The following is a 20,496-nucleotide window of genomic DNA, read 5'->3' as shown; positions in this document are numbered from 1 at the left end:
GCTGACGTCAGGCCTTCAGCCAGACGCGCAGCGGGCCGGCCGGGGTGAAGCCGTGCGCGGCCGCCGGTGCCGGGTCGGACTCGTAGCCGACCAGCGGGCGGCCCGGGAAGAGGGCAGCGGCGCGGGCGATCGTCCCCGCCCACGCCGCGTCCAGATCGCCGGGCCCGGCGAAGACGTTGGAGACGCCGACCGTTTCGCCCATCGGGCCGATCGGGGCCCTCGTGGCGTTGAGCACGGAGCCGCAGACGATGTCGCCGCCCCTGGTCCCCGACAGGATGGCGACCGCCTCGTCGGCGAGCAGCGGCGGCCTGAAAAGGTCCTGCGGCTCACCGCCGAAGCAGGCGTGCTCCCAGGCGCGCAGCGCGCCCGCGTCGCGGACCACGTGCCAGACGATGTCGCCCGCGGGCGGCCCGCCCGGCGGGGCGGGGCGGTGCAGCCAGGTGGCCTCGAACAGCACCTCGAAGCCCGCCGGGCGCAGGTCGAGGGAGGCGAAGCTGTCCTTGACCGACGCTCCCGGTCCGGCGTCGATGGCGGCCAGGACGTCGTCGGGAGTGGCCTCGGGAGAGAGGGTGACGGCGTCCGGGTAGAAAACCGGGGTCCTGGCCGGGTTCGACCAGGCGCGGGGTCCGAACGCGCCCGGGCGGTCGTGGGCGCGGCACACGGCCTCGCACCACACGGCGTTGTTCAGGGCCGCCTGCTCTGTGGTCATGGTTTCCTCTTCACCCGGCCGGTGGGGATCGCGGTCAGCGGATCTTCGGGCCAGGGATGCCTGGGGTAGCGGCCACGCAGCTCGGCCCGGACGGCACGGTAGCCGTCGCGCCAGAACGACGCCAGGTCGCCGGTGACCGCCACCGGCCGGCCGGCGGGAGACAGCAGATGGATGAGCAGCGGGACGCCCGCGATGCGGGGCGCCTCCTGCCAGCCGAACAGCTCCTGCAGCTTCACCGCGAGCACCGGCTGCTCGCCCGAGTAGTCCAGGCGCACGCGCGAGCCGCTGGGCACCTCGACGCGCTCCGGCGCCACCGCGTCCAGCCGCTCGCTCCACGGCACCAGGCGGTGCAGCGCGCCGGCCACGTCGATGCGCTCCAGGTCGGCCCGACGCCGCGCCCTGGACAGCTCCGGCTCCAGCCACTGGTCGGCGAGGTCGACGAGACGGTCCATGTCCGGCCACGGCGCTCCGACGGCCCGATGGCAGAACGCCAGCCGGTCGCGCACCGCCTGAGCCTGTTTCGTCCAGGTCAGCACGTCCTCAGTACTCAGGCCGTACAGCAGGGCTTCGCGCACGTCGGCGTCGGGCAGCGGCGCGGAGGACAGCTCGATGGCGCCCAGCCGCTCGACCACCCGCGCGGACACGTCCCCGCGCCGGCCGCCCGGCGGCACCTTCCAGGCGACCTCTTCCTCGACCGTCACCTGGTGCGCCTGCCTGGCGATCCGCTCGTCGACTGCCACGGCCTGGCGGATGCGCGCCGACGCGGACCCCGTCGGCCTGTCGGCCACGGCGACGGCCAGCCACTGCGAGGTGGCGAGTTTGGAGCCCTCCTTGAGCTGCGCCTCGGTGCCGGAAGCCATCAGGTAGCCGCCGCCCCGCCGCCGGGCCACCCGCTCGGGGAAGGCGAGCGCCACCGCGAGCCCGGCCAGCTCGTCCTCGCCCAGCCGGGTACGCGGGCCGTCCGCCGTGCGGGTCAGGCGCTTGACCTCCCTGCGCCAGCGGGCGGTGAAGGCGTCGTGGCCCCGGCGGGCGGCGCGCCAGACCTCCACCAGGTCGTCGCCCGCCTCGCGGGGGAGCTGCTCCGACAGCAGGGCGATCACCTCGCCGGCGTCCGGCCCTAGGTCGATCAGGGCCCTGGCCAGGCGGGGCTCGACGCCGGCCAGGGCCATCCGGCGGCCTCGCGGGGTCACCCGCGCCGACCCGGCCGCCACGGCGTCCAGCGTCTGGAGGGTCCTGAGCGCGGCGGACATGGCGGCGGGCGGCGGCGGGTCGAGCAGGGCGAGGTCCGCGGCGTCCGGGGCGCCCCAGCAGGCCACCTGGAGGGCGAAGGCGGTCAGGTCGGCGAGCGCGATCTCCGGCCGGGGATGGTCGGCCAGGCGCTCGTGCTCGGCGGCCGTCCAGCAGCGGTAGACGGCGCCGGGAGCCTCCCGGCCCGCCCGGCCGGCCCGCTGGTCGGCGGAGGATCTGGAGACCCTGACGGTGGTCAGAGAGCCGAGGCCGCGGGCGTGGTCGGTGCGCGGCTCCCTGGCCAGGCCGGAGTCGACCACCGCGCGCACGCCGGGGACGGTCAGGCTCGACTCGGCCACCGACGTGGCCAGCACCACCCGGCGCGCCGACCCGGGTGACAGCACGGCGTCCTGGACGCGGGGCGGGGCCTGACCGTGCACCTGGAGCACCTCGACGCCGTCGAGCATGGCGGCCACCCTGGAGATCTCGCCCACGCCCGGCAGGAAGCAGAGCACGTCGCCGTCCCGCTCGGCCAGCGCGCGCCGTACCACCTGAGCGACGTGGGCCAGCAGCGCGGGATCGACGCGCAGCCCGTGCGGCGGGGCGACGGGTCGCGACGGCGGCGCCCACACGATCTCCACGGGATGCGCGACGCCGGACGCCCGGACGATCGGCGCGCCCTGGGAGCCGCGGCCGAGCAGGCGGGACCAGGGGGCGGCGTCGGCGGTCGCGGAGGTGGCGATGAGGCGCAGGTCGGGGCGGAGAGTGTCGCGTACGTCCAGCAGGAAGGCGAGCGCCGTGTCGGCGTCCAGGTGGCGTTCGTGGCACTCGTCGAGCATGACCACGTCCACCCCCGGCAGCTCCTGGTCTCGCTGGAGGCGCTGCAGGAGTACGCCGGTGGTGACGACCTCGACCATCGGGTTGGCACCGGTGTGGCGCTCGCCGCGGATGGTGTAGCTGACGCCCATCCGCCTGGCCGCCGCGCGCACGGCGAGGCGTCTCGGCTCGGCGACGAGGACGCGCAGCCCTGTCTCGGCCAGCGCGAGCGGGACGACGGTGGTCTTGCCGGTGCCCGGCGGGGCCGTCAGCACGGCGCTGCCCGCCCGCTCCAGGGCGTCCAGCAGCTCGGGCAGGACGTGGCGGATCGGCAGCGCGTCAGGCGACGGCATGCGTGGCCGACAGCACGGAGTCGAGCAGGCCGGGGAAGCGGTCGTCGAGGTCCTCGCGGCGCAGGCTCATGAACTTCAGCCTGCCCTCCTGCTTGGTGAGGACCACGCCCGCCTCGCGCAGGATCCGATAGTGGTGCGAGGCCGTGGACTTGTGGACGCCGAGCGCGTCGCCCGCGTCGCCGCAGGTCATCTCGCCGTGGGACGCCAGGCGGGCGACGATCTCGAGGCGGACGGGGTCGGACAGGGCCCGCAGGACCTCCGTGAGCTGGATGTCTCCGGTAGCCGGATGGGGAAGCGGGCGCATGATTGGAACGATACCCGGTTTTATGGTTTGACAACCATCCAACTATGCGTCAGTTTGATGTGCATCTAACCGTGATGTTCGGAGGTGCCGTGAATCGCCGGCTCTACCCCCTGGCCGTCGGGAACTTCGCCGTTGGCACCGGCATGTTCGTCACGGCCGGCCTGCTCCCCCCCATCTCCAGGGACCTGCACGTCTCCACTGCGGCCGCCGGCCAGCTGATGACCGTCTTCGCGCTGGCCTACGCCCTGCTGTCGCCCCTGCTCGCCGCCCTCACCGCCCAGCTTTCACGCAGGACGCTGCTCCTCGTCGCGCTGGGCGTCTTCGTGCTCGGCAACGCGCTGACAGCCATCGCGCCGACCTACCCGCTCGTCATGGCCACCCGGGTGCTCGCCGCGGCTGGAGCGGCCATGTTCACGCCCACGGCCTCGGGCGTGGCCAACGCGCTGGCCGAGCCGGAGCGCCGCGGCCGGGCGCTGGCGCTGGTCATGGGCGGGCTCAGCGTGTCGTCCGCGATCGGGGTGCCGCTGGGCACCTGGCTGGGCGAGGCGTCGAGCTGGCGGGCCACGATCTGGCTGGTGGTCGGGCTGGGCGTGCTCGGGTTCGCCGGGGTCGCGGCCTTGGTGCCCCACGTGAGGACCGTCACCTCCGGCCGGCTGGCCGAGAGGTTCGCGCCGCTGGGCGACCGGCGGGTGCTCGCGGTGCTGGGGACCCAGCTGCTGATGTTCGGCGCCGGCTTCACCGCCTACACCTACATCGGCTCCCTGCTCGACCTGCCGCTGCCCGCCGTGCTGTGGGCGTGGGGGGTGGGCGCCATCGTCGGCAACCAGCTCGGCGGGCGCTTCACCGACGCGTACGGGCCGCGCCGGATGGTGCTCTTCGGGCTGGCCGCGTCCAGTGCGTTCCTGGCGCTCATCCCGCTCGCGAACCTCGCCCTGCCCGTGGCGCTGGTGTGGGCGTTCTTCTGGGGCGCTCTGGGCTGGCTGATCGCGCCCGCGCAGCAATACAGGATCGTCGCCGTCCTGCCGAACAACGTGCCGATCGGGCTCGGCCTGCTCTCCTCGGCCCAGTACGTGGGGCTCGTGGTGGCGGGCGTCATGGGCGGGCTGGCCCTGGACGGGTGGGGCCGGGCGGGCGTGATCGTGCTCGCCACCGGGATCGCCCTGGCCTCGCTGGTCTTTACCCTGTTCAGCTACCGGCCGGAGCCGGCCGTCTCCACGCCCGTGTAGTCGTCCAGCGTGCCGGCTGATCGGGAAATCCTCGGGCGGATCGCGGGGAGGTGGGCCAGAATGTCCCGGTGCCCGATGACATCGAGCCCAACGAGGACGGCTCACGCGACGACCCCTCGGCCGACGACCCCTCGCGGGGCGCCCCTGAGCCCTACCGGCCCGTCGACCCGCGGGACGAGCCCGCGCCGTTCGGCGCCGTGGTGCTGCTCACCGCCGGCAGCGCCGTCGCGATCCTCGCGATCTACGGCTTCTTCGGGAGCGCGGGGAGCTCGAGGCCGCTGCTGCTAGGCCCGATCACCCTCGTGGTGTTCGAGGTGGTGATGCATGAGGTGTGGTGGAGGCGCTGGTGGGGCGCCATCCCGGGGGCGATCGTGGGCCTGGTGGCGTACTTCGAGGGCCGTGCCATGCTGGCCGACATCATTGGCGACGCCTGGGGTGAGCCGGTGGCCTTCGTCGCCGCCTGGACACTGTTCGCCGTCATCTTCGCCCTGGCCAGCCGCTATCCCCGCACGAACTTCACGGGGGACAGGGCTCTTCCCTGAGCCGGTCGCATGCGCCCCTTCGGAGCCGCGCGATCATCCCTGGGCGGGGATCCAGCCGATGGTGACGGCGAAGATGACGAACACGCCCAGGGCGATGCGGTAGATCACGAAGCCCGTGAACCGGTGCGTGCTGATGTAGCGCAGGAACCACGCCACCGCCGCGTAGCCCACGACGAACGAGATCACCGTGGCCAGGATCGTCGGTCCCCAGGCGGGCGCCGAGCCCTCGCCGATCTCGGCGAGCTCCAGGAAGCCCGAGGACAGGACGGCCGGGATGGCCAGCAGGAACGAGTACTTGGCCGCGTCCTCGCGCCGGTAGTCCAGCAGCAGGCCGGCGGTGATGGTGCCGCCTGAGCGGGAGACGCCCGGGATGAGGGCGAGCGCCTGGGCGAAGCCGTACACCAGGGCGTGCGGGAGGCTCAGGTGCTTTTCCAGCGTGAGCTTGTTGCGGGCGGTGTGGTCGGCGAACCAGAGGATGATCCCGAAGACGATCAGCGTGATGCCCACCAGGACGAGGTTGCGGAAGACGGTTTCGATCTGGTCCTTGAGCACCAGGCCGAGCACGCCGATGGGGATGCTGCCGACGATGACGTACCAGCCCATGCGCGCCGCGTAGTGGGAGCGCAGAGCGGGGGTGAACAGGGAGCGGGTCCAGGTGGAGATGATCTCCCAGATCTCCTTCCTGAAGTAGATCAGGACGGCCGTCTCGGTGCCGAGCTGGATGACGGCGGTGAAGGCGGCGCCGGGGTCCTTCCAGCCGAAGAAGGCGGAGACCACGCGGATGTGCGCGCTAGAGGAGATCGGCAGGAACTCCGTGAGTCCCTGCAGCAGCCCCAGCACCACCGCTTCCATCCAGCCGATCACGTGCGCACCCTTCCCAAGGACCACCCGAGCGAACGAGGTGAGGCTAGCGGAAACGGGGAGTGGCGGTTGCTCGGGTCGAAGGTTCGGCCGGTCGACTGGAGATTTCAGTTCGTGAGGCGTCGGCCGAACCCGCTCGCGGGCGACCTACGACGAGGGGTGAGGCTCTGCCCATGCCTGCGCGTTCGCCTTGGCGAAGTCGGTGAAATCCCGCGCGGGCCTGCCCAGCGCCTGGCTCACGCCGTCGGTGACGTAGGAGTTGCGGCCGTCGAGCACCTCGTCGAACAGTGTCTGCAGCAGCCCGATCTCGCCCTCGGGCACGCCGAGGCCGGCCGCGGCGGCGGCGTACTCCTCCCCGGTGATCGGGACGTAGACGATCTCCCTTCCGGTGACCGCGGAGAGCTCGGCCGCCACGTCGGCGAACGTCAGCAGCCTGGGCCCGGTCAGCTCGTAAAGCTTGCCCTCGTGGCCTTCCTCGCTGAGCGCGGCCACGGCCACGTCCGCGATGTCGTCCACGTCCACGAACGGCTCGGCCACGTCACCGGCCGGCAGCGCGATGACGCCTTCGAGGACCGGATCCAGCAGGTAGCTCTCGGTGAAGTTCTGCATGAACCAGCCGCAGCGGACGATCGTCCACTCGGCGCCGGACTCCCGCACGATCCGCTCGCTGAGCTCGGCCTGGGGCTCGCCCCTGCCGGAGAGCAGGACCAGCCGGCCGACGCCCGCGGCCATGGCCTGCTCGACGAAGGCCCGCACGACGTCGACCGCGCCGGGGTAGGCGAGGTCGGGATAGTAGGAGACGTACACGGACCGCACACCGGCCAGGGCGGGCGCCCACGTGTCAGGGTCGGCCCAGTCGAAGGACGGGGAGGCGGAGCGGGACCCGATCCGCACGGGGAGGCCGAGAGCGGTCAGCTTGTCTGCGACGCGGCGGCCGGTCTTGCCGGTGCCGCCCGTTACCAAGATTGTCATGCCCCTATTAAGCCGCCGACGCTATGAGACTCTCCATGGTTGAGAAGCGCAATGCCATGTGCGATCGTCTAACCCATGGACCACTTGGCAGCGTTACTGGACGGCCCGAGAGCTCGCGGGGCGTTCCTGCTCCGCTCGATCCTCGATCCGCCGTGGTCGCTGCGCATCCAGGACCGGGCCCCGCTCACGCTGGTGGCGCTCGTGCGCGGCACCGCCTGGATCGTGCCCGACCAGGGCCGCGACGTGCGGATGAACCCCGGTGACGTGGCGATCGTGCGCGGGCCGGAGCCCTACACGGTGGCCGACGACCCCGCCACGCCGCCTCAGGTGATCATCCACCCGGGTCAGCGCTGCACCACGCTGGACGGCGAGTCCCTCTACCAGGCGATGGATCTCGGGGTCCGCACCTGGGGCAACGACCCCGACGGCGCCACCATGATGATCACCGGCACCTACCTGATGGAGGGCGAGATCAGCAGGCGGCTGCTGGAGGCGCTGCCCCTGCTGCTCGTGCAGCAGGGGGAGCCCCTCCTCCCGCTGCTCGGCGCCGAGGTGGTCAAGGACGAGCCGGGTCAGGAAGCGGTCCTCGACCGGCTGCTCGACCTGCTGCTCATCTCGACGCTGCGGTCCTGGTTCGCCACCCATGAGGCGCCTGCCTGGTATCGGGCGCAGAGCGACCCCATCGTGGGCAGGGCCATGCGGATGCTGCACAACAACCCGGCCCACCCGTGGACCGTCGCCTCGCTGGCCGCCGAGGTCGGCGTCTCCCGCGCCTCGCTGGCCAGGCGCTTCACCGATCTGGTCGGCGAGCCGCCGATGGCCTTCCTCACCGACTGGCGGCTGGCCCTGGCCGCCGACCTGCTGCGCGAGCCCGACGAGACGGTCGGCTCGGTCGCCAGGAAGGTCGGCTACGGGAGCCCGTTCGCGCTCAGCGCGGCCTTCAAACGGGTGCGCGGCGTCAGCCCGCAGGAGCACCGCGTCGGAGCCGACAGGTGAAGCCGCTGCTGCTCCTGGACGTCGACGGGGTGCTCAACCCCACCGGCCGTCCCACCCCGGACTTCCGGCGCTACAGGTGCACGATCGACAGCCACGTCTACACCGTGCACCTCAACCCCAGGCACGGGCCCAGGCTCATGGAGCTGGCCCTGCGCACCGGGACCGAGCTGGCCTGGGCCACGACCTGGGAGCAGAACGCGAACGAGTGGATCTCGCCCCGGCTCGGCCTGCCGCCGCTGCCGGTGGTCCCCCTGGGGCCGGACCTGGGCAGCGAGCACGGCGAGATGTTCAAGACCCGCTATGTGGCGGACTACGTCGGCGGCAGGAGATTCGTCTGGTTCGACGACCAGGTCTACAAGGAGGACGAGGAGTATCTCAGGGCTTATCAGGGTCTGGATGACTTCCTGCTCGTCCACGTGCCTCCGGCACGGGGCCTGACCAGCGAACATCTGGCGCAGGCGCGTGAATGGCTGACCCTTACAGGGTTTTCTCAGGGCTCCTAGCGGGATACCTGATGCTTTGCCGTCCGTTGGGCAGGTAGAAGGTAAAACACACGGAGGAAACAGCATGTACCGCTCACGAGAGCACAGGATTCTGGCCGGCGTCTGTGGCGGCCTCGCCGACAAGATGGGCCTGCCGCCGACCCTCGTCCGCATCGTCTGGCTGATCCTCTCGCTCTTCCCCGGTCCGATGTGGGTCGCCTACGCCGTCATGTGGTTCCTTGTCCCCGAAGAGCCCAAGAAGTACTGAACCGGGCAGGTCCCGAGCGGTTCTATCCTCGAAGCATGAGGGCAAGGCCGCTGACACTCATCCAGGACGAGCTCGTCGACTACGACAAGGCGATGGAGCGCATGGCCGACCTCGTCGGCGAGCGCCAGCGAGACGAGCGGCCGGACACGCTCTGGCTGCTCAGCCATCCATCGGTCTACACCGTCGGCAGGCGCACGCCGCTGGAGCATCTCCCAGACCCGTCGCGCGGCATCCCGGTGATCGAGACCGGGCGGGGCGGCCAGCTCACCTACCACGGTCCCGGCCAGCTTGTCGGCTACCTCGTCGTCAAGCTGGGCGAGGACCAGGGCATCGTCGACTACGTCCGTGAGGTGGAGCTCCGGCTGGTCGACGCGCTCGGCGGGCTCGGGCTGCCCGCCGAGCGCCGCGACACCCCGCCGGGTTCGGAACTGCTCACCGGCGTCTGGACGGCCGAGACCGGCCGCAAGATCATCTCCATCGGCATGCGGCAGAGCCGCAGTGTCACCAGCCACGGCTTCGCCCTCAACGTCGACGGCGACCTCGAACCATGGCACTGGGCGGTGGCATGCGGCATGCCCGACGTGGACATGACCTCGCTCAGGCGCGAGATCAGCCGGACGTCGATGGACGAGGTCCGCGCGGCCGTGGCCGCCTCCTTCGAGGCGTCCTGACCGAGCAGGCGGGTACGGAGTCCGTACCCGCCTGCTCGGGCGTCAGGGGCGGGAGCTCTCGTCGACGGTGCGGCGGGGGCCGGTGAACCAGTGCTTGGCCGACAGCTGCCACCACAGGGCGATGCCGATGAGCACCACCCCGACCGCGATCGGCGCGTAGTTGACCGCGGTCCAGGTGAACTCCTCGCTGCCGGGGACGCCGGCGGGCGAGAACGGCATGACGAAGTAGACGCAGACGATCGCGATCTCGACGCAGGCGATCCAGCACAGCACCTTGTAGCGGCTGCCGAGCGTCCACGGGCCGGGTTCGAAGCGGTCGCCCATGCGCAGCCGGAGCCAGATCGGGATCAGGAACGCCAGGTAGAGGCCGATGACCGCGATCGAGACGACGGCGTAGAAGGCGATGGGAGTCGTCAGGCCGGCGGGGGCGTAGAGGGCGGGCAGGGTGATGAGGGCGGCCACCAGGCAGCCGGCCAGGATGGCGTTGACCGGGGTGCGGTTGCGGTCGACTCTGGACCACAGGCGCCAGCCGGGCACCGCGCCGTCGCGGGAGAAGGCGTACGTCATCCGTGACATCGAGGTCACGCAGCTCATGCCGCAGAAGAACTGGCCGATGGTGGAGATCGCGAAGACGGCGGTGGCCAGCGGCGAGGAGAGCGCGGTGGTGAAGATGGCGCCGACGAAGCCCGCCTGGTTGTTGATCTCGTCCACGTTGGTGGCCGCGAACAGGAAGGCCAGCAGCAGGATCCAGCCGCCGATCGCCGAATAGAAGATCGACTGCCACAGGCCGCGCGCGGCGGCCGTGGAGGCGCCCTGGGTCTCCTCCGACACGTGCGCGCAGGCGTCGAAGCCGGTGATCGTGTACTGGGTGAGCAGGAAGCCGAGCGGCAGCACGTACAGCCAGAAGGGCAGGCCGCCGTCGCCGAACCCGGAGTTGTTGATCGTCTCGGTGAAGACGAAGCCGAGCGACTGGTGCTGGGCGGGCGCGAAGACGAGGATCGCGACGATGATCGCGGCCCCGGCGACGTGCCACCAGACCGAGACGTTCTGCAGCAGCGAGATCAGCCGGTGGCTGAAGATGTTGATCAGCGCGTGCAGCGCCAGCACGATCACGAACAGCAGGAACGCCTGCGAGAGCGTGCCCTCCCAGGCCCCGCCGGTCAGCCGGGACAGGGTGATGTTGAGGAACGTCGCGCACCCGTAGTCGACGGACGCGGTGACCGCGATGAGGCCGATGAGGTTGAGCCAGCCGGTGAACCAGCCGTGGATCGGCTTGCCCATCTTGGCGGCCCACCAGTAGATGCCGCCCGCGGTCGGATAGGCCGACACCAGCTCCGACATGCAGAAGCCGATGATCAGGATGAATAAGGAGATCAGCGGCCAGCCCCAGGAGATGGCGATGGGGCCGCCATTGTTCCAGGCCTGTCCGAAGGTGGTGAAGCAGCCGGCGAGGATCGAGATGATGGAGAAGGAGATCGCGAAGTTGGAGAAACCGCTCCAGGTTCTGGACAGCTCCTGCTTGTAGCCGAGCTCGGCCAGCCGCCTGGAATCCGCATCTGTGCTCATGTGACGTACTCCCTGGGGGGCGCGGAGGACGCTCTTTGGTCTACATCTAGACCATTTCCTCCGCGCGGGCAAGGAGTTACAGACGAGTTTCGATCTCGTCAGGCGATGCGTCGGTCAGGCGCCGAACGCGTCCGTCGCAGCCTGGCAGAACGCCTTCAGGTCGTCCGGCTTGCGGCTGGATACCAGTACGTTCGGCCCGGACTCGCACACCACGACCTCCTTGTCCACCCAGGTGGCGCCGGCGTTGCGCAGGTCGGTCCGGAGGCTCGGCCACGAGGTGATCGTGCGGTCGCGCACGACGTCGGCCTCGACCAGCGTCCACGGCGCGTGGCAGATGGCGGCCACCGGCTTGCCGGCGTCGAAGAAGTCCTTGGCGAAGCGCACGGCCTGCGGCACGGTGCGCAGGAAGTCCGGGTTCGCGACGCCGCCGGGCAGCACCAGGCCGTCGAAGTCGGCCGCCGAGACGTCGTCGACGGTGGCGTCCACGGCGAAGGTGTCGGCCTTGTCGAGGTGGTTGAAGCCCTGGACCTGGCCCGGGCTGGTGGAGACCAGCCGCGGCGTGCCGCCGGCCTGCTTGACGGCCTGCCACGGCTCGGTGAGCTCGACCTGCTCGACGCCCTCGGGGGCGACGAGGAACGCGATGGTCTTGTTCTCAAGCATGATGATCCCTCTGCGTCGTCGTTTCCCTCCCCCTATCCGCGGGGGTGGGATGCATGCGCCTTCGCGCTGAGCCGCGCCGCGTGCGCGGCGCCGACGACGGCCGCTCCGACGGCGTACCAGAGCAGGTCGGGAGGGTTGAACGTGCTGCCCAGCAGGGGCCTCAGGACGGCGGGGATCTCCGCGAGCTGGGCGAACTCGATCGCCCAGCTCAGCCCGCCCGACACCAGCGCGGCGGCCCACGGCCGGATCGCCGGCCAGACGAGCACGAGCAGCAGGTAGATGAGCACCGTGTAGAGCGCGTCTCCGGCGTACTTGGCGAACGGCCCGTCCCACAGCGTGCGGATCCCCAGGCCGGCCGCGACGGTGAGCACCGCGGCGATGCCAACGGGCAAACGGGACATCTGGCTCACCCTAGTAGCATCGGCCGACATGAGCGCGACCATGGTAGTGCGGGATCTCGCGGCGGGGCATGGGGAGCGCGTCCTGTTCTCCGGGCTGGATCTGGTGGTGAGCCCGGGTGAGGTCATCGGGCTCGTCGGAGCCAACGGAGCGGGCAAGTCCACGTTGCTGCGCCTGCTGGCCGGCATCGACCAGCCGGAGCACGGCTCGACGCAGCTCAGCCCGCCGGCGGCCACGGTCGGCCACCTGCCGCAGGAGCCCGAGCGCAGGCCGGGCGAGACCGTCGGGCAGTTCCTCGCCAGGCGCACCGGCGTCGCCCAGGCGCAGCGCGACCTCGACGCCGCCACCCAGGGCCTGGTCGAGCAGGAGCCGGGCGCCGACGACGCCTACAGCGTGGCACTGGAGCGGTGGCTGTCGCTGGGCGGCGCCGATCTGGAGGAGCGGACGGCGGCGATCGGGCTGACCGTGAGCCTGGAGCAGCCGATGACCTCGCTGTCGGGCGGGCAGGCGGCGCGGGCCGGGCTGGCCTCGCTGCTGCTCAGCCGCTACGACCTGTTCCTGCTCGACGAGCCCACCAACGACCTGGACCTCGACGGGCTGGAGCGGCTGGAAGGGTTCGTCAAGGGGTTGCGGGCGGGCGCGGTGCTGGTCAGCCACGACAGGGAGTTTCTCGCCAGGACGGTCACCAGGGTCCTGGAGCTGGATCTGGCGCAGCAGCAGATCAGGCTGTACGGCGGAGGCTACCAGGCCTATCTTGACGAGCGGGAGGTGGCCAGGAGGCACGCCAGGGAGCAGTTCGAGGAGTACGCCGACACCCGCGCCCAGCTGGAGGCCCGGGCCCGTACCCAGCGGGCGTGGATGGAGAAGGGCGTCAAGAACGCCCGGCGCAAGGCCACCGACAACGACAAGATCGGCCGCAATCTCCGTGTCGAGACCACCGAGAAGCAGGCCGCAAAGGCCCGCCAGACGGAGAAGATGATCGAGCGGTTGGAGACGGTCGAGGAGCCGCGCAAGGAGTGGGAGCTGCGGATGGAGATCGCCGCCGCGCCCCGATCCGGCGCGGTGACGGCCACGCTGCGCGGTGCGGTGGTCAGGCGGGGCTCGTTCACGCTCGGCCCTGTCGACCTGGAGATCGGCTGGGCGGAGCGGGTGGCGATCACCGGGGCCAACGGCTCCGGCAAGACGACCCTGCTGGGCGCACTGCTGGGGCGGACCCCGCTCGACGAGGGGCACGCCTCGCTCGGCCCCGGCGTGGTGGTCGGAGAGGTGGACCAGGCCCGACGGCTGTTCGAGGGCGAGGAGGCGTTGCTCGACGCGTTCGCTCCGCACGTGCCTGACCTGCCGCCGGCGGAGGCGCGCACGCTGCTGGCCAAGTTCGGGCTGAAGGCGGCGCACGTGCTGCGGCCCGCCTCCACACTCTCGCCCGGCGAACGCACCCGGGCAGCTCTTGCGTTGTTGCAGGCCAGAGGCGTTAATCTACTGGTGCTCGACGAGCCGACGAACCATCTGGACCTGCCCGCCATCGAGCAGCTGGAGTCGGCGCTGTCGAGCTATCCGGGCACGCTGCTCCTCGTCACGCACGACCGTCGGATGCTCGACGCCGTGCGGGTCGATCGTCGGCTACGGGTGGATCAGGGCACGGTGTCCGAGAACCACTGAAAATTTACACCGCGCAAGGAAACGAAGATGAAACAATTCTCCGCCACTCGTTGACATGCGACGTTCCTATGGTGTGCCGTGCTCTACACAGATAACCCCCCCGCCTGAAGGTGAGGCATCATGAGGAAATGGCTCGCACGCCTAGCTGCGCTGGGCGTCGCGCTTTTAGTGGTTAGTCAGGGCCAGGCCGCCCTGGCGCAGGATCCTGCGGCGGGGAAGAAGATCGTCCGCGTCGGCGCGACCCAGGCCGTGGACTCGATGAATCCGTTCCTCGCCGTGCGCCTGGTCTCGACCTCGATCCACCGCTGGATGTACGGGTTCCTCACGGTCCCCGACTCCAAGACGCTGCAGCCGAGCCCGGACCTGGCCGAATCGTGGACCACGTCCGAGGACGGGCTCACCTGGACGTTCAAGATCCGCAGCACCAAGTGGTCCGACGGCCAGCCGGTCACGGCCGAGGACGCCGCCTGGACGTTCAACAAGATCATGACGGACGACGCGGCCAAGACCGCGAACGGCCCCGCCGTCGAGAACTTCGAGACCGTCACGGCCAGCGGCCAGGACCTGACCATCAAGCTCAAGGCCCCGCAGGCGTCGATGCTGGACAACCCGATCCCGATCATGCCCAAGCATGTCTGGGAGAAGGTCACCGACCTGGCGAACTTCTCGGCCGACCAGTACCCGGCCGTCACCAGCGGCCCGTACATCGCCGTCGAGCACAAGAAGGACCAGTTCGTCAAGCTGCAGGCCAACCCGAACTACTGGCGCGGCAAGGCCAAGATCGACGAGCTGCAGGTCGTCTTCTACGACAACCCCGCCGCCTCGATCGTCGGCCTCAAGAACGGCGAGATCGACCTGATCGGCCGGCTCACCCCGCCGGACTTCGAGGCGCTCAAGGGCGACGCGAACATCGTGCAGTGGAACGAGCAGGGCCGCCGTGCCGCCTACCTGCAGCTCAACCACGGCGCCACGACCACCGACGACAAGCCTGTCGGCGACGGTCACCCGGCGCTGAAGGACGCGAAGGTGCGCCAGGCGCTGCACTACGCGATCGACAAGCAGAAGCTGGTCGCCGACGTGCAGAACGGCCTGGCCAAGCCCGCCGACGGCTCGATCGTGCCGCCGATGTACACGGACTTCTTCTGGGAGGCCAGCGGCGACACCAAGGTCTCCTACGACCCGGCCAAGGCCAACCAGATCCTCGACGACGCGGGCTACAAGAAGGGCGCCGACGGCGTCCGGACGATGCCCGACGGTGACAAGAAGCTGGAATTCCGCTTCAGCATCCACACCGACACCCCCATCGAGGACAAGCTCGCCGAATACCTGACCGGGTTCTTCAAGGAGGTCGGCATCACGCTGACCACCAAGAAGCTCGACTCCAGCAAGTTCTCCGAGGAGACCGGCGTCACCGGCCTGTTCGACATCGCGATCAGCGGCTGGTCGGTCAACCCCGACCCCGAGGAGGTCCTCGCGACGCACCTGTGCAGCCGCAGGCCGACCGCGGCCGGCGAGGGTGGCGGCACCGAGTCGTTCTACTGCGACGAAACCTTCGAGAAGCTCTACCAGGAGCAGCTCAAGGAGCTCGACCGGCCCAAGCGCGCGGAGATCATCAAGCAGATGCAGGAGCGTCTCTACACTGACGCCCCGGTGATCGCCCTCTACTACCCGAACGACCTCGAGGGCTACCGCAAGGACCGGATCAAGAGCATCACCCCGATCCCCGAGACCAACGGCATCCTGTACGGCGGCAGCGGCTACTGGCCGTTCTACACGGTCGAGGCGGTCGAGCCGGCCGCGTCGTCGGCCGAGGGCGGCTCCAACACCGGCCTCATCGCCGGCATCGTCGGCGCCGTGGTGGTCATCGGCCTCGGCGCCTTCTTCCTGACGAGGCGGCGCAAGAGCGTGGCGGACGACCGCGAATGACAGCTCCGCTCGAAGCCGCAGAGCCCGCCGCCGTCCAGGCGGCGGGCGCTGCGGGTCAGCGCGGTGACGATCGCCCCGCCTACCGCGGCACGCTGAAATACGCGCTGTCGAAGGTCAGCGGGGCGCTTTTCAGCATCGCCATGGTGATCGTCGGGACGTTCTTCCTGTTCCGGCTCCTGCCTGGGGACCCCGTGCGCAACCTCGCGCAGGGCCGCAACATGACGCCCGACCAGCTCGACCTGGAGCGGCACCGGCTCGGCCTGGACAAGCCGCTGATCGACCAGTTCTTCGACTTCGTCGGCGCCACCCTCCGTTTCGACTTCGGCAGGTCCTACGAGTACAAGCGGCCGGTGCTCGACCTCATCGGCGAGCGGATAGGCCCGACGCTGCTGCTGGCGGGGGTGGGCCTGTTCATCGCGGTCAGCCTCGGCCTCTGGCAGGGAGTGCGCGCCGGGTGGCGGCACGGGAGCCGGTTCGACCGCTACTCCACCGGGGTCTCCCTGGTGTTGTGGTCGGTGCCCACGTTCTGGCTGGGGCTGCTGCTGATGCTGGTCTTCGGCGCCTGGCTCAAGCTGTTCCCGTCGCGGGGCATCCAGAGCGTGGACGCGCCCGATGGCTTCGCGTACCTGCTCGACGTGGCGCACCACATGGTGCTGCCGTGTCTGACCCTGGTCGCGGTGGTGTACGCCCAGTATCTGCTGGTCATGCGCTCGTCGCTGCTGGATGAGATGGGCCAGGACTACGTGACGACGGCGCGGGCCAAGGGCCTGCGCGACGACGACGTGCGGCGCAGGCACGCGGTGCCCAACGCGCTGCTGCCCACCGTGACGCTGGTCTTCATGCGCATCGGCTTCGTCGTCGGCGGCGCGGTCACCGTCGAGACCATCTACAGCTGGCCCGGGCTCGGCCAGCTCTTCTACGAGGCGATCCGGGTGCCTGACTTCACGCTCATGCAGGGCACATTCATGCTGATCACCGTGGCCGTGATCCTGATGAACACGCTGGCCGACGTGGTCTACCACATGCTGGACCCGAGAGTGAGGGCGGCATGAGCGTCACCTCGACCCGCCGGCGGCTGGCGTTCGGGCGCTTCTGGAAGGCCTTCCGCCGGGAGCGGACCGGCGTCGCGGGCCTGGTGATCCTGGTGGCGGCGGTCGTGCTCGCGCTGGCCGCGCCGCTGTTCATCGACGAGAGCGTCACCAGCGTCGTCTCGGGCACCGGGCCCAAGTGGGCGCCGCCCAGCCTCGACTACCCGTTCGGCACTGACGAGTCGGGCCGGTCCATCCTGCTGATGGCCTGGTGGGGCTCGCGCACGTCGCTGCTCATCGGGTTCCTGGCGGCGCTGGTCAGCATGATCATCGGCACCGTGCTCGGGATCGCCGCCGGGCACTTCCGCGGCTGGATCGGCGGCGCCATTCTGCGCGTCACCGACTGGTTCCTGGTGCTGCCCTCGCTCATCACCGCCCTGGTGCTAGCGGCCATCCTGGGCGGCAGCACCTTCACCGTCATCATGGCCATCGGCGTCACCTCCTGGCCGTCGACCGCCCGGCTGATCAGGGCGCAGACGCTGGCCGTGGAGGCCAGGCCGTACATCGAGCGCTCCAAGGCGCTCGGCGCCGGGCACTGGCACATCACCACCCGGCACGTGCTGCCGAACGTGGCGCCGCTGCTGCTGGCCAGCACCACGCTGGAGGTGGCCAGCGCCATCGTCACCGAGTCCACGCTGGCCTTCCTGGGCGTCACCGCCAACAAGACCTCCTGGGGCACGATGCTGCGCGGCTCCTACGACTGGGGCGCGGCCACCCAAGGCGCCTGGTGGTACATCCTCATCCCGGGCCTGTGCATCGTCGCGGTCGTCATGGCGTTCACGCTGTGCAGCCGGGCGCTGGAGGCCGTGCTCAACCCGCGACTGCGGAAGGCGGGCGCATGAGTCTGCTCGAACTGGACGACCTCTCCGTGACCTACCGGATCGCCTCGGGCGAGGTGCCCGCGGTGCGTGGCGTGTCGCTCACGCTGGACAGCGGAGCGGCTCTCGGGGTCGCCGGCGAGTCGGGATCCGGCAAGTCGACGTTGGCCATGGCGCTGCTGCGGCTGCTGCCGCGCGACGCCCGCGTCGGCGGCCGGATCCTGCTCGGCGGCGAGGACATCGCCGCCATGAAGTGGGGCCGCCTGCGGGCGGTCCGCTGGGCCGAGGCGTCGATCGTGTTCCAGGGCGCCCAGCATGGGCTCAACCCGGTGCGCCGGATCGGCGAACAGATCGCCGAGCCCATCCTGGTGCACGGCCTGGCCAAGCCCGACGCGGCGGAGAAGCGGGTGGCCGAGCTGCTCGGCCAGGTGGGCCTGCCCGCGTGGCGGGCCCGCAGCTACCCGCACGAGCTGTCCGGCGGGCAGCGCCAGCGCGTGATGATCGCGATGGCGCTGGCCTGCTCACCGAAGCTGATCATCGCCGACGAGCCGACGACGGCGCTCGACGTGATGGTCCAGGCGCAGGTGCTGACACTGATCAAGGATCTGGTCGCCGAACACGACATCTCGCTGATCATGATCTCGCACGACCTGTCCGTGCTGGCCGACGTCTGCGACCGGCTCGGGGTCATGTACGCCGGGCGGCTGGTGGAGCTCGGCCCGTCGCAGGAGGTGTTCCACGACGCCAAGCACCCCTACAGCAGGGCGCTGGCGGCGGCGTTCCCCACCGTGGGCGATCCGGTCTCGCGGCTCGCGCCCAAGGGGCTCGGCGGCGACCCGCCCGACCCCATGGACCTGCCGACCGGGTGCCCGTTCCACCCGCGCTGCCCGATCGCGCTGGAGGAGTGCTCGACGCTGGACGTCAAGCTGTGGCCCGCCGGTGACGACCGCGCCGCCGCGTGCGTCCACGTACGGGCGAAAGAGGAGGCCTCATGACCGAGACGCAGGCGCCGGCGGACCCGGCGGTCACGGCGAGCAGCACCCTGCTGGAGGCGCGTGACCTGCACGTGGAGTTCTCCGCGCGCGGGCGTCGCGCCCGCGCGGTGGACGGCGTGAACCTCTCGATCGGCGCGGGCGAGATCGTGGCGCTGGTCGGCGAGTCCGGCTGCGGCAAGACGACGCTCGCCCGCACGCTGCTCGGCCTGGAACGGCCCACCTCGGGCTCGGTGCACTACGGCGGGCAGCCGCTGAAGTACGGCTCCAAGGCGCTGAAGGCCTACCGCCGCGAGGTGCAGCTCGTCCTGCAGGACCCGACGGGCTCGCTCAACCCGCGCCACACCGTGTACGAGGCGGTGGCCGAGGGCCCGCGCATCCACGGCCTGCCCGACGAGGCGGAGATCGTGAAATCCGCGCTGTCCAGGGCCGGGCTGCGGCCGCCCGAGCGGTTCCTGCTGCGCTACCCGCACGAGCTGTCCGGTGGGCAGCGCCAGCGGGTGGTGATCGCCGGAGCTCTGGCGCTGAACCCGAAGGTCCTGGTCGCCGACGAGCCGGTGGCCTCGCTGGACGCGTCGGTGCGGGGCGAGATCCTGGCGCTGATGCTCAAGCTGCGCGACGACCTCGGCCTGTCGGCGCTGGTCGTCACCCACGACCTGGGCCTGGCCTGGAACATCGCCGACCGGGTGGCGGTCATGTACCTGGGCAGGATCGTCGAGTCCGGGCCCGTCGAGCAGGTGCTCACCGCTCCCCGGCACCCCTACACGCAAGCTCTGCTGTCCGTGCTGCCCGAGTCTCCCGAACGGGTGGTGCTGACCGGTGAGCCACCGGACCCGACGAGGATCCCGGGTGGCTGCCGGTTCCACGCCCGCTGCCAGGTGCTGGCCTCGGGCAAGGCCGCCGAGGCGGGCGTGGACGCCAGATGCAGGGGAGAGCTGCTCGACATCCTGCCCGCTTCGGCGGGGACGCAGGCGGCCTGCTACTACGCGGACGCCACCGGCTGAAACGCCTCGGCGTGCTCGGCGGCCCACTGGGCGAAGCCGCGCGGTGCCCGGCCGGTGACCTGCTCAACGGTCGGGGCCACCGTCCTGCCCTCCTCAGGGGTGTTGCCGAGCGCCTCGATGAGGAACTCGATGGTCTCCTCGCCCATGCCGAACATCCGCCACTGGGCCCGCGCCTCGTCCTCGGTGAGCTCGATGAAGCGGATCTCCCTGCCGATCGCCTCGCTGAGGATGCGGACCTTGTCGGTGGTCGCCACCGCCTGCGGACCGGTCAGCGTGAGGCTCCGGCCGCCGTAGCCGCCCTCGACCAGCACGGTGGCGGCCACCGCGGCGATGTCGCGCTCGTGCACCATGGCGCTCAGCCTGTCGCCGAACGGCTCCTTGACCACGCCCTCGGCCCTGACGGAGTGGGTCCACCACCGCAGCGTGTTGGACATGAACTCGACCGGGTGCAGCAGCGTCCACTCCATGTCGGTGCCGGCCAGCGCCTGCTCCAGCGCGCCGTCGGCCCGCCCGCCGAGCACGGTGACGCGGCGCACGCCCGCCTGCGCCGCGATCTCCGCGATCCGGTCGCCCTGCTCCAGTGGCTGGTAGTCGTCGCCGGCGAAGTTGATGAGGTGCGCCGCGGTGACGCCCTCGAAGGCGGCCGCCAGGGTCTCGGGCCGGGCCAGGTCGCCCTCGACGACCTCGACCTCCTGGGGCAGTCCGGCCTTGGCGGCGTTCCTGGTCAGTGCGCGCACCCGCTGACCGGTCTGGAGGAGCTCCTCGACGAGGAGACGGCCGACGGTCCCGGTGGCGCCGGTGACGAGAATGGTCATGGCTAGCTCCTTCATATACGGAACGGAACGTTCTGGTCTTATGATAGCAGAACAGAACGCTTCATTCCACAATAAAGGTCAGCTTCGCCCCCTGGACTCACCCATCCGTCAGTGCAATACCCGGCCCAAGCGGCGTGACAAG

Annotated in this window: 21 protein-coding genes; 12 read left to right on the top strand and 9 right to left on the bottom strand. The window is 70.6% G+C overall.

Going from position 1 to position 20,496, the window contains the following annotated elements:
* Window positions 1-7: 7 nt before the first annotated feature.
* The 3 genes from V5E28_RS20815 to V5E28_RS20805 are packed head-to-tail and all read right to left on the bottom strand — an operon-like array spanning window position 8 to window position 3,409.
* A complete protein-coding gene (locus tag V5E28_RS20815) occupies window positions 8-709 on the bottom strand; it encodes a hypothetical protein (RefSeq protein WP_336208632.1) in 702 nt (233 codons plus the stop codon).
* The gene (gene hrpB / locus V5E28_RS20810) at window positions 706-3,105 is read right to left on the bottom strand and encodes an ATP-dependent helicase HrpB (RefSeq protein WP_336208631.1); all 2,400 of its coding nucleotides are present in this window, start codon (window positions 3,103-3,105) and stop codon (window positions 706-708) included. Before hrpB ends, V5E28_RS20815 begins: the two co-directional genes overlap by 4 nt.
* Window positions 3,092-3,409 carry an ArsR/SmtB family transcription factor gene (locus V5E28_RS20805; RefSeq protein WP_336208630.1) on the bottom strand — a complete coding sequence of 106 codons (318 nt, stop codon included), beginning with the start codon at window positions 3,407-3,409 and terminating at the stop codon, window positions 3,092-3,094. The genes hrpB and V5E28_RS20805 overlap by 14 nt, the downstream gene beginning before the upstream one ends.
* A gap of 89 nt (window positions 3,410-3,498) precedes the next feature.
* Between V5E28_RS20805 and V5E28_RS20800 the strand changes: the two genes are divergently transcribed.
* Both V5E28_RS20800 and V5E28_RS20795 read left to right on the top strand, forming a co-directional pair.
* Window positions 3,499-4,635 (top strand): MFS transporter, encoded by a 1,137-nt coding sequence (locus tag V5E28_RS20800; protein ID WP_336208629.1) that lies wholly within the window; start codon window positions 3,499-3,501, stop codon window positions 4,633-4,635.
* Window positions 4,636-4,703: 68 nt separating this feature from the next.
* Window positions 4,704-5,177 (top strand): hypothetical protein, encoded by a 474-nt coding sequence (locus tag V5E28_RS20795; protein WP_336208628.1) that lies wholly within the window; start codon window positions 4,704-4,706, stop codon window positions 5,175-5,177.
* 33 nt (window positions 5,178-5,210) lie between these two features.
* Here V5E28_RS20795 and V5E28_RS20790 read toward each other — a convergent pair whose 3' ends face one another.
* Together V5E28_RS20790 and V5E28_RS20785 are read right to left on the bottom strand one after the other, a co-directional pair.
* Window positions 5,211-6,041, bottom strand: a complete 831-nt coding sequence (locus tag V5E28_RS20790; RefSeq protein ID WP_336208627.1) for an undecaprenyl-diphosphate phosphatase — start codon at window positions 6,039-6,041, stop codon at window positions 5,211-5,213.
* Between the two features lie 144 nt (window positions 6,042-6,185).
* Complete coding sequence (locus V5E28_RS20785; protein ID WP_336208626.1) at window positions 6,186-7,010, bottom strand: NAD(P)H-binding protein; 825 nt, start codon at window positions 7,008-7,010, stop codon at window positions 6,186-6,188.
* Window positions 7,011-7,085: 75 nt separating this feature from the next.
* Here V5E28_RS20785 and V5E28_RS20780 point away from each other — a divergent pair, with 75 nt between their 5' ends.
* The 4 genes from V5E28_RS20780 (at window position 7,086) to lipB (ending at window position 9,427) form a co-directional block, all read left to right on the top strand.
* Complete coding sequence (locus tag V5E28_RS20780; protein ID WP_336208625.1) at window positions 7,086-8,006, top strand: AraC family transcriptional regulator; 921 nt, start codon at window positions 7,086-7,088, stop codon at window positions 8,004-8,006.
* A complete protein-coding gene (locus V5E28_RS20775; RefSeq protein WP_336208624.1) occupies window positions 8,003-8,509 on the top strand; it encodes an HAD domain-containing protein in 507 nt (168 codons plus the stop codon). Before V5E28_RS20780 ends, V5E28_RS20775 begins: the two co-directional genes overlap by 4 nt.
* A 64-nt stretch (window positions 8,510-8,573) precedes the next feature.
* A complete protein-coding gene (locus V5E28_RS20770; RefSeq protein ID WP_336208623.1) occupies window positions 8,574-8,756 on the top strand; it encodes a PspC domain-containing protein in 183 nt (60 codons plus the stop codon).
* 35 nt (window positions 8,757-8,791) lie between these two features.
* Window positions 8,792-9,427, top strand: a complete 636-nt coding sequence (gene lipB, locus V5E28_RS20765; RefSeq protein ID WP_336208622.1) for a lipoyl(octanoyl) transferase LipB — start codon at window positions 8,792-8,794, stop codon at window positions 9,425-9,427.
* Window positions 9,428-9,469: 42 nt separating this feature from the next.
* Here the strand turns inward: lipB and V5E28_RS20760 are convergent, their stop codons facing one another.
* The 3 genes from V5E28_RS20760 to V5E28_RS20750 all read right to left on the bottom strand — a co-directional run bounded on the left by V5E28_RS20760 (window position 9,470) and on the right by V5E28_RS20750 (window position 12,054).
* The gene (locus V5E28_RS20760) at window positions 9,470-10,993 is read right to left on the bottom strand and encodes an amino acid permease (protein WP_336208621.1); all 1,524 of its coding nucleotides are present in this window, start codon (window positions 10,991-10,993) and stop codon (window positions 9,470-9,472) included.
* Window positions 10,994-11,107: 114 nt separating this feature from the next.
* Entirely contained in the window at window positions 11,108-11,653 is a 546-nt protein-coding gene (locus V5E28_RS20755; protein WP_336208620.1) for a type 1 glutamine amidotransferase domain-containing protein, read from the bottom strand.
* A 32-nt stretch (window positions 11,654-11,685) separates the two neighbouring features.
* Window positions 11,686-12,054, bottom strand: coding sequence for a DUF2809 domain-containing protein (locus V5E28_RS20750; RefSeq protein ID WP_336208619.1), 369 nt, complete (start codon window positions 12,052-12,054; stop codon window positions 11,686-11,688).
* 28 nt (window positions 12,055-12,082) lie between these two features.
* On the opposite strand from V5E28_RS20750, the gene V5E28_RS20745 reads away from it, so the two are divergent.
* The 6 genes from V5E28_RS20745 (at window position 12,083) to V5E28_RS20720 (ending at window position 19,539) form a co-directional block, all read left to right on the top strand.
* A complete protein-coding gene (locus tag V5E28_RS20745) occupies window positions 12,083-13,711 on the top strand; it encodes an ABC-F family ATP-binding cassette domain-containing protein (protein WP_336208618.1) in 1,629 nt (542 codons plus the stop codon).
* 120 nt (window positions 13,712-13,831) lie between these two features.
* Window positions 13,832-15,637 (top strand): ABC transporter substrate-binding protein, encoded by a 1,806-nt coding sequence (locus V5E28_RS20740; RefSeq protein WP_336208617.1) that lies wholly within the window; start codon window positions 13,832-13,834, stop codon window positions 15,635-15,637.
* Complete coding sequence (locus V5E28_RS20735) at window positions 15,634-16,689, top strand: ABC transporter permease (RefSeq protein ID WP_336208616.1); 1,056 nt, start codon at window positions 15,634-15,636, stop codon at window positions 16,687-16,689. Before V5E28_RS20740 ends, V5E28_RS20735 begins: the two co-directional genes overlap by 4 nt.
* A complete protein-coding gene (locus V5E28_RS20730) occupies window positions 16,686-17,567 on the top strand; it encodes an ABC transporter permease (RefSeq protein ID WP_336208615.1) in 882 nt (293 codons plus the stop codon). Before V5E28_RS20735 ends, V5E28_RS20730 begins: the two co-directional genes overlap by 4 nt.
* Window positions 17,564-18,538, top strand: coding sequence for an ABC transporter ATP-binding protein (locus V5E28_RS20725; protein WP_336208614.1), 975 nt, complete (start codon window positions 17,564-17,566; stop codon window positions 18,536-18,538). Before V5E28_RS20730 ends, V5E28_RS20725 begins: the two co-directional genes overlap by 4 nt.
* A complete protein-coding gene (locus V5E28_RS20720) occupies window positions 18,535-19,539 on the top strand; it encodes an ABC transporter ATP-binding protein (RefSeq protein ID WP_336208613.1) in 1,005 nt (334 codons plus the stop codon). Before V5E28_RS20725 ends, V5E28_RS20720 begins: the two co-directional genes overlap by 4 nt.
* Here the strand turns inward: V5E28_RS20720 and V5E28_RS20715 are convergent.
* Window positions 19,518-20,354 (bottom strand): NAD(P)H-binding protein, encoded by an 837-nt coding sequence (locus V5E28_RS20715; RefSeq protein WP_336208612.1) that lies wholly within the window; start codon window positions 20,352-20,354, stop codon window positions 19,518-19,520. The genes V5E28_RS20720 and V5E28_RS20715 overlap by 22 nt on opposite strands.
* Window positions 20,355-20,496 lie beyond the last annotated feature (142 nt).

This window comes from Nonomuraea sp. LPB2021202275-12-8 (assembly GCF_037044575.1).
Taxonomy (GTDB): Bacteria; Actinomycetota; Actinomycetes; order Streptosporangiales; family Streptosporangiaceae; genus Nonomuraea.
This window is presented reverse-complemented; position numbering and strand designations above follow the sequence as displayed.